The organism is Photobacterium aphoticum (assembly GCF_001029435.1).
GTDB classification, from domain to species: Bacteria; Pseudomonadota; Gammaproteobacteria; order Enterobacterales; family Vibrionaceae; genus Photobacterium; species Photobacterium aphoticum.
In genome coordinates this window covers 13132-25366 of sequence record NZ_LDOV01000034.1, presented here as the reverse complement: position 1 = coordinate 25366, position 12235 = coordinate 13132, and the positions used below count along the sequence as shown (strand labels likewise).

Genomic DNA, 12235 nt, shown 5'->3' with positions numbered 1-12235 from the left:
ATCCTGCTGTTTGTTTGCGTGTTTATTCGTCTTGGTCGATGTCAATCGTGAGATCATCGGCCAAGTTTTCCAGTGTTTCTTGTACCTGCTCAAGGGTCAGGAAAGCCGGCAGCTCCAGCTGAAAGTCGGCGGTAAAAATGGGGTAGCCCCAGTTCGGCGCGCTGTGGCTGTCGGTTTTGAGTTTATTGATGTTGATCCCGAGCTCGTGCAACTTGGCGGTCACTTCCTTGACGATGCCAGCACGATCGTTACCGGTTACCAGTAAGCCATGCAATGTGGTGTGGGTGGCGGTCGTGGTGGCTTCTTCCACAATCTGTACCTGTAGCCCGTCAATGGTGTTAAGCGCCTGACGAAGGGCAGCACTGTTTTGATCGGCCACTTCTACCTGTACAATCCCGGCAAATTGTCCGGCGAGTTTGCTCAAGCTGCTGGACAACCAATTGCCTTGGTGCTGGTAAACGGTGTCTGAGAGGGTATCGACCAAGCCGGGGCGATCGTTGCCGATCACGGTAATGATGAGATGTTTCATACCTATATCCTTATTCTTGCCACATCAGAGTGTTCATTATGTGACCATCCTGATTAACCTGTCTATACCTGCCGCGCCATATTGTTATGGGGATGTGACGAGAGATGGGCTTATCCGTCCAGCCCCAACCAGGCCAAAAGATTACGTAATGAGCAGGGCGAAGATCTTGCTGAATCGTCGGGTTTGAGAGTGATCTAGCAGTTTACGGTGAGTACAGCCGCTAAAATGGCTCAACCTCTCGCGTTGTCATATAATTGTCATCTTGGAGAAATACTATTAGTAAACGTGTAATTTTATTGAGGTAAGAATGGCAAAGGCCGGCGCATTTTTGATGGGAGAAAGTCCTGGCCGCAAGGTAAAAGACAAACTCACTCGCTTTGGTGTTACCGCAGGCGGGATCTTCGTTCTTCTTACGCTCGTTCTTATTTTTTTCTACCTGTTATATGTGATTTTACCGATCTTCTCTTCGGTGAAAGTCACGCCTCTCCAGACCTTTTCTACGTCTTTTTCGGATCGCACGGCGGTTTTGACGCTAAGTGACCAAAATGATCACGCTTTTCGTCTGTCGACCGATGGCACATTGAGTATCGTGCAATTGGCCGGTCCACACCCGGGCAAGGTGATTGAGCAGCAACGTTTACTGCCCGATGTCACCAGTATTGCGCGCACGTTGCCAGCCGATGGTATTTTTGCGGTGGGTGGGGCACACGGTGACGTCGCAGTCGCCAAGCCAACCTTCACGTTATCTCCGGAAGCGGCCTCCGTTGCGGTGACTTACCCGTTAGATGACACCGTCTTGACGTTGGATCCTGAACGCCAGCCCATCGTCCAGTTAGCGGCCTCCGTGCGTGCAGAGCGCGCGGTGATCATGGGGATGACCCAAGATGGCCGTGTACGTGTATTGCAGGCCAGCCGCAGTGAAACCGGACTCGATACCCCGGTTGCCCATTGGCAAAGTGTGACGTTTGCCATTAACGGCTTACCGCGCACGGTGCAGGATATGGCGGTCACGCCGGATGCCCGCATGGCGTATGTGCTGTCTGATGCCAACTTGTACGTGGTGCATTTGGGTAAGTCGTCCGGTTATGTACGCGAAGTGGTGTCCGTGGCCAAAGAAGGGCAGGCACCGGTGCACTTATCGCTGCTGTCTGGGGCCAACTCGGTATTGATCAGTCATGCTGATGACACGGTGTCGCAATGGTTTGATGTGCTGCGTGATGGGCAACGATCGTTAACGGAAACCCGTACCTTTACCCTGTCAGATAGCCCGATTGTCAATGTGATCCCGGAATATGCCCGCAAAGGCTTTTTTGCGTTGCAGCAAGACGGGCAGTTATCGGCGTTTTACACCACGGTAAAAGGGGCGATTTTCAGTGAGCCGGTGTTTGCGGGCGACTTGCCTGAGCAGTTGGTGATTGCGCCCCGTGCGAACCGTTTATTGGCGGTATCCGGCCATGACTGGCAGCTGTTTGATGTGGATAACCGTCACCCGGAAATCGGTATTGCCTCTTTGTGGCAGGAGATTTGGTATGAAGGGTACCCAGAGCCGGCGTATGTATGGCAGTCCACCTCGGCGAACGATGAATTTGAACCGAAATTGAGTTTGGTGCCGATCGTGTTCGGGACCTTGAAAGCCGCTGTCTACGCCTTGTTCTTTGCCATTCCGATGGCTCTGGCGGGGGCGATTTATACGGCATATTTTATGTCATCCCGTATGCGCCGTGTCGTGAAGCCGACGATTGAATTGATGGAAGCGTTGCCGACGGTTATTTTGGGCTTTTTGGCGGGGATCTGGCTGGCACCGATCATTGAAACCCACTTGATTGGGGTGTTGATGCTGCTGGTATTGCTGCCACTCGGCATGATTGTCGCAGGCGCGGGCTGGATGATTTTGCCGAGCCAGTGGCGACACCGTATTCCCAATGGCTTCCATGTGTTGCTGTTGATGCCGATTTTGGTGTTGATCACGTACGGGGCGTTTTCGCTCAGTACTGTTTTGGAGCAGACCCATTTTGCCGGCGATATTCGCATGTACCTGACCAATGAATGGGGATTGGGGTACGATCAGCGTAATACGCTGGTGGTAGGTATCGCGATGGGCTTTGCGGTGATCCCGACCATATTCTCTATTGCCGAAGATGCCATTTTTTCTGTGCCGGCTCACCTGACCAACGGCTCGCTGGCTTTGGGGGCAACCCACTGGCAGACACTGACACGTGTGGTATTACTGACCGCCAGTCCGGGGATTTTCTCGGCGGTGATGATGGGCTTAGGCCGTGCGGTGGGCGAAACCATGATTGTCCTGATGGCGACGGGCAATACCCCGATCATGGACTGGAATGTGCTGGAAGGGATGCGTACCCTGTCGGCCACCATTGCCATTGAGATGCCGGAAAGTGAAGTGGGCAGCTCGCATTATCGCATTATGTTCTTAGCAGCCTTTGTGCTGTTTGTGTTTACTTTCTTCTTCAATACCATCGCGGAACTGGTGCGCCAGCGTCTACGCGAGAAATACAGCGCGATGTAAGGCCGCGCGGTGACCATGTCCGTGATAACGATAGCTACAACGATGAATAAACGAATTACGATGAAAATGACGCGCCATGATTAAGTGGTTCAAAGCAGGTACGCCGTGGATTTGGTTAACGGCGGGAGCCGTCAGCCTGAGTTTACTGGCGGTATTAGGGCTATTGTTATTGATTGGCTGGAAGGGCTTGAGCTTCTTCTGGCCGGCGCCCGTGTACCAGTTTGACATTGCTCAGCAGGGGCATCACAGCACGGTGATCGGGGAGATTTATCAGCGTCAGTCGGTGCCTGTGACCCAGTTGCACGAAGCGGGCATTGATACCACCGGCTTTAAGGGACCTGCGGTTGATCGCTTGGTGATCAAATCCGGCAACCGTGAATTACGCGGCAGTGATTTTGTCACTGTCTTGCAGCCGCACATCGCCCATCAGGCTCCAGCGGCGGGCGTGATAGTGATTGAACGTCTGAAGAACGGGCGTTTTTATGGCTATCCGGTTGCGTTAATGGATGACGGCAAGCCCTTGCCATTGTCGCAGCTGCCGACACAGTTGGCCCACTCACAAACCATTCGTGATGACATTCGTCACCTTGAGAAAACCGATCTCACCGCATTGAATCGCCAGTTTGAGCGACTGCGTCGTCAGGTTGAACGTCACGGGGAATCGGCAGACACCCAAGCCGAGCGTGTGGCACTCAATGCACACTATGCGGTGTTGGAAGGCAAGTTGCTGCAGCTTCATCGTCATTTGGACAAAGATGCGCTGGTCGTGCGCGACATGAGCGGCGAGGAAGTGACGATCCCAGTCGAGATGATCCTCGATTTCTGGTACCCGAACGAAATGACCTTATGGGGCAAGTTGGGGCATTGGGTGCACCAGCTAGGGAACTTTGTCAGCGAAGCGCCGCGTGAAGCCAATACCGAAGGCGGGGTGTTCCCGGCCATTTTCGGTACCGTGTTAATGGTGCTTCTGATGAGTGTGATTGTGACACCGCTGGGCGTAATGGCAGCGGTGTACCTGCACGAATACGCAGGGAAAAACGCGTTTACCAAATTGATCCGTGTGGCGGTGATTAACCTTGCCGGTGTACCGTCGATTGTGTACGGCGTGTTTGGTTTAGGCTTTTTTGTTTACATGGTCGGGGCGCAAATCGATAACCTGTTCTTTGCTGATCAGCTGCCGTCGCCGACCTTTGGTACACCAGGGATTTTGTGGTCTGCACTGACCTTGGCTATCCTCACTTTGCCGGTGGTGATTGTGTCGACCGAAGAAGGCTTGGCGCGGATCCCGCATTCTATCCGTCACGGGTCGTTGGCATTGGGCGCCACCCAATCTGAAACCTTGTGGAAAATTGTGCTGCCTATGGCCAGCCCTGCCATTATGACCGGTTTGATCCTGGCAGTGGCCCGAGCGGCAGGCGAAGTGGCCCCTTTGATGCTGGTGGGCGTGGTGAAAATGGCCCCGTCATTACCGATCGACAGCCACTTTCCTTACCTGCATTTAGAGCGTAAGTTCATGCACCTGGGTTATCATATTTATGATGTCGGTTTCCAAAGCCCGAATGTGGAAGCGGCGCGTCCGTTGGTGTACGCGACTTCCTTTTTGTTGGTGACGGTGATTGTCGGGTTGAACCTGACCGCCATTGGTATACGTAACCACTTGCGTGAGAAGTTCCGCTCGTTAGAGCAATAATGAGATTCAGGAAAGAGTATGTTTTCAATCAATTCGCCCATTGGCCTGTTTGAGCCCGTCGACCTGTCCAAGCTGTCGGAAGAAAAGACAGCCTTGTCGATTGAGGGACTGGATCTGCATTATGGCCATCACCAAGCCCTGTATAATATCAACATGAAGATTGCCAAGGGGCAGGTGACCGCGTTTATCGGTCCGTCGGGCTGTGGTAAATCGACCTTGCTACGTTGTATCAACCGCATGAATGAGTTGGTGGAAGGCTGTCAGGTCAGCGGGCGGATCATGCTGCACGGGCAGAACATTTATGACAGTCAGGTCGATGTGGCCTCTCTGCGCCGTCGCGTCGGCATGGTGTTTCAGCGTCCGAACCCGTTTCCGAAATCCATTTATGAGAACGTGATTTACGGCTTGCGCCTGCAAGGGATCAAAGATCGCCGTGTGCTGGATGATGCCGTGGAGAACTCATTGCGTGGTGCGGCCTTGTGGGATGAGGTGAAAAACCGCCTGCATGAAAACGCCTTTGGGTTATCCGGCGGTCAGCAGCAGCGTCTGGTGATTGCCCGTGCCATCGCCATTGAGCCGGAAGTCCTTCTGCTGGATGAGCCGACCTCGGCACTGGATCCGATTTCCACCCTGACCATTGAAGAGCTGATCAACGATCTGAAAAACAAATACACCGTGATTATTGTGACCCACAACATGCAGCAAGCGGCGCGGGTATCGGATAATACGGCCTTCATGCACATGGGCGAGCTGGTGGAATACACCAGCACCAATGATATTTTTACCACCCCGAAAGAGAAACGTACCGAAGACTATATTACCGGCCGGTACGGTTAAGGAGCTGTAGATGTTAGATAATTTTAGCCTTGGCCGTCATATTTCCGGTCAGTTCAACGCGGAGCTGGAAAGTATTCGCAGCCACGTACTGGCGATGGGCGGCTTGGTGGAGCAGCAATTGGCGGATGCGCTAAAAGCGATGCACAAGCAAGATGCCGAGCTGGCGCGCCGCGTGATCCGTGATGATCACAAAGTGAATGCAATGGAAGTGGCGATTGATGAAGCGTGTAGCCGCATCATTGCCAAACGTCAGCCAACCGCCAGTGATTTGCGTCTGGTGATTGCCATCATCAAAACCATTACTGATTTGGAACGTATCGGTGATGTGGCAGAAAGTATTGCGAAAGTGGCGTTGGAAAACTTCACCAACAAGCAATACAACCTATTGGTATCACTGGAAGCGCTGGGACAGCACGCGGTGCGTATGCTGCACGAAGTGTTGGATGCCTTTGCCCGTATGGACGTCAAAGCGGCGATTCAGGTTTATCAGGAAGATGACCGTATCGATCGTGAATATGAAGCGATCATCCGTCAATTGATGACTTATATGATGGAAGATCCGCGTTCTATTCCGAATGTCTTGCAAGTGATGTGGTCTGCGCGCTCGATTGAACGCGTCGGTGACCGTTGCCAGAACATTTGTGAGTACATCATCTACTTTGTGAAAGGTAAGGATGTACGCCATACGTCACCGGAAGAAATTGAAGATTTTCTGAAGCTGTAAATCAGGCGCTTATCGCTTATATCGCCTTTTATTTCCCTTCTTTCTCTGCTTCATTCTGTCCTGTTGGCGGCGTTGACGTCGCCAGCAGATCCGCCAGTAACCCTGTCAGCCACTGGGTCAGTGGATCGTTGTGATTCTTGTACGGATAGAACGCCACGATGTCATAGTGTTGTTCGTTACTATCAAGAATGACGTTGATTTTACGGAATGTGTCATGCTCCTGATTAAGGAGATCATGAATGCAAGGAAATAACATGTCTGTGGCCTTGACCACTTCCAGCACGGTGTGGGTGGAGGTCGAACGAAAAGCAATATTGGCCGTTAATTGGTGTTGAGCAAACAGTCGTTCCACATCAGAACGTTGCTCGGTGCGATCCGGAATAATCAAACAGGCAAACGGATAGTCTGCCGCCTCCTTCAAGCCAATCGTCTCGTGCGGATACGGGTGATCTTTGCGAACGTATACCATGGCTTCCCCTGCTTTTAATGTCTTACGTACCAGCTCTTTGCTGGTGGCCGGAATGTCATAGTTCAGGCCGATGGCAATCTCCCCCTGCTGAATATCCACCATGGTGCTTTTTGACCAGTTGATCACTTCCACTTGCAGGTTGGGGGCAGCGTGGTGGATCTGCAAAAACAGTTGGCTGCCGATGGTGGCGAGAAACTGGGGCGAGAGGGCTATACGAATTTTGCCGTCCAGCTTGGCAGGCGAGAAGGTTTCATGATTGTTGATGGTACGCGCCAGATGATCCATGACCGGAGAGAGTTGCGCATAAAGCCGCTCAGCATACGGCGTCGGGCTGAGTCCGGTTCGGGTCTTGGTGAAGAGCTCGTCATCAAAGTGATGGCGCAGACGTTGCAGTGCATGGCTCATGGCGGGCTGAGTGACAAACAGACGGGCAGAAGCCTTACGTAAGTTCTGCTCTTGCGCAATTACCATAAAGGTGCGCAGTAAATTTAAATCCAGATTGGTGAAGCGATCCTTAGCCACGCGTGCATCCTGCCCTGATAAATATCTGTCACTACGTTAGCACATTTTAGGGCGGGGCACAGGCGGCAAAAAAGCCCCAACACAAGCAAGGTGTGGGGCGAGAGTAACCAAACGGGTTAATGATAGAAAAGGCATGTGTATAGGAATTGTTGGGTGGCCGCTCACCCGCTGTGCATCGGTTGTGTACCCGCTTATGTGTTATTTAAAGCTGTACTGTACGCCGACACCGCCTGCCACATCAGAAGAAGAATATTTACCGCTGTTTTCATAGTGGAAGGTGCCTGACACACTCAGTTGAGAGTTAATGCCGTAGGCGCCACCAATCGCCACCGCTTCTTTTGAACCCGCAAACCCGACACCGGCCCCCATGGCAAATTCACCGCTGGTCACAAACGGTCTGGCGTTGGTGACCGCATGCAAACCTGCACGGATCCCGTCCATCTGCTCATCCACTTCGGCAAAACGACGCTGGGTATCTTCGGCAAAGGCGGTAAAGTTTTTCTCCAGTGTATCAATACGGGCAGAATCACCAGACTTTGGTGGCAGGCCAAAGTCAGGATCCACATCCGGCTCAATCGGCAAGGTTGGGGTTTGCTCGATCGGTTGTGTCGGTGTCTGCTCAATTGGCTGTGTTGGGTTCATCGGCAGATCCGGATGGACAGGTTGCTCTTCAATCGGGTGAGACGGTGTCGGTTCGATAGGGTTCACCGGCTTTTCACTTTCAATCGGATGAGATGGCGTTGGTTCAATCGGATTCACCGGCTTTTCAATCTCAATCGGTTGTGTTGGGTTGTTGGCCATCGGTGGGCTGATTTCAGCCGCCATAACGGTGCTTGAGAACAGGCCAGTCAGCGCTAAAGTGATCATCGTCTTTTTCATTTTGGATACTCTCTGGATAAAGGATTGAGGACTTAACTCGTTCATCTATGGTTGAGAACTTCTTTAAAATTAAGTCATTACATTGAGCATCCTGCTCTTCGTTGCCGCTTCCTTGGCGACGAAGAAATAATACGAGTTGACGGTCTGTGACTCTAATGCGTGCTCATAATATCAGCGATAAGTGTCATTGATGAGCAATGCGGAAAGTGGGCGAAAAAAGCAGGTGTTATTCAATGTCATGAATGACACCTGTTTGGGTTCGGAAGCGAGAGTGGGAATAACCGGGGGCGAAAAACCCGCTACTTAAAGCGATCTGGCACGAAGGTTTGTTGATCTTGCGGTGTACGGATATATCCTTCTTTATTGACGTCAGGCAGGTGAATATCAGGGTAGGTCAGCGGTTGGTATTCAATGGAGGAAAGCAGGTGAGAGATGCAGTTAATGCGGGCTTTTTTCTTGTTGTCCGCATCGACCACCCACCATGGACATTGCTTGGTATCCGTGTAGGCAAACATGCGATCTTTCGCTGCCGAGTAAGCCGCCCAGCGGTTGCGGGACTCTAAATCCATCGGGCTGAATTTCCAGCGTTTGATGGGGGTGTTGATGCGTTCGAGAAAGCGTTTCTCTTGTTCTTCATCCGAGACGGAAAACCAGTACTTGAGCAGGATGATCCCCGCCCGTTGCAGCATACGTTCAAACTCCGGGCAAGAACGCAGAAACTCCTCATATTCGTCATCACTGCAAAAGCCCATCACTTTTTCGACCCCGGCGCGGTTATACCAACTGCGGTCAAACAGGACCATCTCGCCAGCAGCGGGCAGATGGGCCACATAGCGTTGGAAATACCATTGGGTGCGTTCTTTTTCAGTGGGTTTAGGCAGGGCCACAACCCGGCACACGCGAGGGTTGAGCTTTTCGGTGATCCGCTTGATGACCCCGCCTTTACCGGCGGCATCACGTCCTTCAAACAGTACGACCACTTTCAGCTCTTGATCTTTGATCCATTCTTGCAGTTTTACCAGTTCGATTTGGAGCCGCTCCAGCTCGTTGTCGTAGTCCTTTTTACTGAGTTTTTCATCGGTCATAACGTATCCATTGCTTGTATTTATGAAGTTGTCCACGAGTAAGGCGAAAGTCAGGTTACCTAACTGTGCTGATAACAAAACATTAACACAAGACGGCGAAGCATGGGGTACAAAAGCCGGAAGTACAGACGTAGGAATATCAGAACGGAAATAGCCGCAAGTCAAAGCTCCGAAGTAAGAGCGCCGAGGTAAAGAGCGCCGAGGTAAAGAGCGCAAAAGAGTAAAGGAAGAACAACGAAAGGGGAGAGCGCACACAGGGAAGATGATCGCCTGCAAGAGAGCAAGGCGATCAGTTAAATGTGATTAGCGCAGTGCTTCAAGTACGGCGGCAATCTTGGCAGGATCGGTCACAGGAATCGCGAAATCATCGACATCCGCACTGCCCATGTACGCCGTGCGAGAGAAACCAGTCATGTGGCTGGCACGGGTACTCTTGCCGGACAGGTGGACTTCGGTCACGCCTGTTTCCTGCACGATACGCGCCACGTTCTGAGCGGTGACGCCAGCGCCAGCCATGATGCTCAAGCGAGGGCCACAGTAGTCCACCATGGTTTTGAGCATAGGAATACCGGCTTCGGCATTGGCTTGCAGGCCAGAGGTCAGTACACGCTCACACCCGTGCTGCATGATAATGTCCAGCGCCGTCATTGGGTCGAGACACTGGTCAATCGCACGGTGGAAGGTGATCCCCATGCCTGATGTGGCTTGGCATTGTTCGCGCAGCAAGTCGTTGTCGATGCTGCTGTCCGCGTTAAGCACTCCCACGACCACCCCAGCCAGACCCGCTTGTTTGGCGGCATGAATGTCGGCCAGCATGATCTCTTTGTCATCGTCAGAGAAGAAGAAATCCCCCTGACGTGGGCGGATCATGGCGTAAACCGGAATACGGCTGTGGCGGGCAGCGAGTTTCATCAGTCCCACATTGGGCGTCAGGCCACCCAGTGCCAGGGATGAGCACAGTTCAATACGGGTCGCACCGCCTTGCTGGGCGTAATGGAGCGATTCGATATTATCGATACAAACTTCGAGATTCTTTAGCATAGGGTCGGGAAAAGTAGTGGATATTGCGCAGAGTGTAATGGATGGTCAGAGCCGAGGCGAGCCGTAAAAGGGGCGAAAAGGCGTGGTTGTTCAATAGTGTGATCTGAGAGAAAAAATAGCGCGGATGAGGTGTGAGCGAGAGGGGAGAAACGCGATTTTTCTGGCGCCAAAACGAAAAAGGGCCCGGTGTGTCCGGGCCTCATTTATTTTTGCTTTGCGCTGACTTCTTGGCTTTACGTTTATACGTTTTGTTGCCATAACACCGTTGAGCGGGGTGTTATTTGTCGGTAATTACTTACCTAGGTCTGCAGTGTGCTCAGATAGGTAGTCTGCAACGCCTTTTGGAGATGCGTCCATACCTGCTTTGCCTTCTTCCCACTGTGCTGGGCAAACTTCACCGTTCTTCTGGTGGAAGTTTAGTGCATCAACCATGCGTAGCATTTCGTCGATGTTACGGCCTAGTGGAAGGTCGTTAACTACCTGGTGACGAACCATGCCGTCTTCGTCGATTAGGAAAGAGCCACGGAATGCAACGCCTGCTTCTGGGTGCTCTACATCGTACGCTTTACAGATTTCGTGTTTCACGTCAGCAACAAGTGGGTATTTCACTTGGCCGATACCGCCGTTCTCAACAGCTGTGTTACGCCATGCGTTGTGAGAGAACTGAGAGTCGATAGAAACACCAATCACTTCTACGCCTTTCGCTTGGAAGTCTTCAAAACGCTTGTCGAAAGCGATTAGCTCTGAAGGACATACGAAAGTGAAGTCTAGTGGGTAGAAGAAAACTACCGCTTTTTTACCTTTTGTGAATTCTGCAAAGTTGAAGTTCTCAACAATTTCACCGTTACCTAGAACAGCTGCAGCAGTAAAATCTGGTGCTTGACGACCTACTAGTACCATGATGGCGCTCCTAAAAATTCGTTAATGCTTATCAGCTCCGATAAGCTCGATGCTTGGGACGAGACAAACTATAGCGAAACTGGTAGATTGAAAAAAGCGGAATAAATAGATTGATACAATCGAAAAATACGATGACCAAATTTCCTTCACTCAAACAGCTTCACTACTTAGTTACTTTATTTGAAACCCGGCATTTTGGCGAAGCCGCAAAGAAATGTTTTGTGAGCCAGTCCACGTTGAGCTCGGGGGTACAGAACCTCGAAGAGCTCATGGGGTGCCAATTAATCGAACGTGATAACAAATCACTGGTCTTTACCTCCACCGGTGAAGACGTGGTGAGCCGCAGCCGAGAGCTGTTGGCACGCAGTCAGGATCTAATGGAATTGGGCAATTGCCAAGGGGACGGCATGGAAGGCCAGCTCAGGGTGGGGTGTATCCCGACCATTGCGCCTTTCTTATTGTGCGATCTCGTGCAAGAGGTGAACCGTTGTTACCCGAAACTGAACCTGCTCTTGCGCGAAGACACCACTACCAATTTACTCGCGGCGCTGCGTAAAGGCGAAATGGATGTCTTAATCCTGGCGTTGCCGGTTGAAATTAACGGTATGCACAGCCAAGTGGTCGGCCGTGATGCGTTCAAGATGGTGATCAGTAAAAATCAGGTGGATAAGGTGACTGTGCCGCTACGATATGCTGATCTGCCGGATGAGTCTGTGTTCTTGCTAGAAAAAGAACACTGTCTGACTGATCACGCGGTGTCGGCATGCCGCTTAACCAGCAAAGAAAAGATAAATCCGTTTACGGCGACCAGTTTACATACCCTGGTACAAATGGTGGCGAACGGATTGGGGACGACGTTTATCCCACAAATGGCGATCGATCACGGTCTGTTGCATAACCAGAATTTGGTGGTGGTTGAGCCGCCAGGTCAGGAAGAAGCGTACCGTGAAATCGGTTTGGTGTGGCGTCCAACCTCCAGTCGAACGCGGACATTTCATCAACTTGCCACTATTGTAGAAGGCCTGTTGTAAG

General features: G+C 51.7%; 11 protein-coding genes. 5 read left to right on the top strand and 6 right to left on the bottom strand.

What is annotated here, in order from left to right; translation table 11 throughout:
- Positions 1–22: 22 nt before the first annotated feature.
- Positions 23–529: a glycine cleavage system transcriptional repressor gene (locus ABT58_RS18245; protein ID WP_047875886.1), complete on the bottom strand. Its 507-nt coding sequence runs from the start codon at positions 527–529 to the stop codon at positions 23–25.
- A gap of 307 nt (positions 530–836) precedes the next feature.
- Here ABT58_RS18245 and ABT58_RS18240 point away from each other — a divergent pair, with 307 nt between their 5' ends.
- From ABT58_RS18240 to phoU, 4 genes are all read left to right on the top strand, one after another.
- Positions 837–3056, top strand: a complete 2220-nt coding sequence (locus ABT58_RS18240; RefSeq protein ID WP_047875885.1) for an ABC transporter permease subunit — start codon at positions 837–839, stop codon at positions 3054–3056.
- Between the two features lie 76 nt (positions 3057–3132).
- A complete protein-coding gene (pstA, locus tag ABT58_RS18235) occupies positions 3133–4746 on the top strand; it encodes a phosphate ABC transporter permease PstA (protein ID WP_047875884.1) in 1614 nt (537 codons plus the stop codon).
- 18 nt (positions 4747–4764) lie between these two features.
- Positions 4765–5583, top strand: a complete 819-nt coding sequence (pstB, locus tag ABT58_RS18230) for a phosphate ABC transporter ATP-binding protein PstB (RefSeq protein ID WP_047875883.1) — start codon at positions 4765–4767, stop codon at positions 5581–5583.
- 10 nt (positions 5584–5593) lie between these two features.
- On the top strand, positions 5594–6307 hold the full coding sequence (gene phoU / locus ABT58_RS18225; protein ID WP_047875882.1) for a phosphate signaling complex protein PhoU: 714 nt from the start codon (positions 5594–5596) through the stop codon (positions 6305–6307).
- A gap of 28 nt (positions 6308–6335) precedes the next feature.
- On the opposite strand, the gene ABT58_RS18220 is transcribed toward phoU, so the two are convergent.
- The 5 genes from ABT58_RS18220 to ABT58_RS18200 all read right to left on the bottom strand — a co-directional run bounded on the left by ABT58_RS18220 (position 6336) and on the right by ABT58_RS18200 (position 11203).
- On the bottom strand, positions 6336–7298 hold the full coding sequence (locus ABT58_RS18220; RefSeq protein ID WP_047875881.1) for a LysR family transcriptional regulator: 963 nt from the start codon (positions 7296–7298) through the stop codon (positions 6336–6338).
- A gap of 198 nt (positions 7299–7496) precedes the next feature.
- Positions 7497–8177 (bottom strand): YadA C-terminal domain-containing protein, encoded by a 681-nt coding sequence (locus tag ABT58_RS18215; protein WP_082211155.1) that lies wholly within the window; start codon positions 8175–8177, stop codon positions 7497–7499.
- 299 nt (positions 8178–8476) lie between these two features.
- Positions 8477–9262: a polyphosphate kinase 2 gene (ppk2, locus tag ABT58_RS18210; protein WP_047875880.1), complete on the bottom strand. Its 786-nt coding sequence runs from the start codon at positions 9260–9262 to the stop codon at positions 8477–8479.
- Between the two features lie 303 nt (positions 9263–9565).
- The gene (locus tag ABT58_RS18205; protein ID WP_047875879.1) at positions 9566–10303 is read right to left on the bottom strand and encodes a copper homeostasis protein CutC; all 738 of its coding nucleotides are present in this window, start codon (positions 10301–10303) and stop codon (positions 9566–9568) included.
- 291 nt (positions 10304–10594) lie between these two features.
- Positions 10595–11203, bottom strand: a complete 609-nt coding sequence (locus ABT58_RS18200; protein WP_047875878.1) for a peroxiredoxin C — start codon at positions 11201–11203, stop codon at positions 10595–10597.
- 131 nt (positions 11204–11334) lie between these two features.
- Here ABT58_RS18200 and ABT58_RS18195 point away from each other — a divergent pair, with 131 nt between their 5' ends.
- Complete coding sequence (locus ABT58_RS18195) at positions 11335–12234, top strand: hydrogen peroxide-inducible genes activator (RefSeq protein WP_047875877.1); 900 nt, start codon at positions 11335–11337, stop codon at positions 12232–12234.
- Position 12235 lies beyond the last annotated feature (1 nt).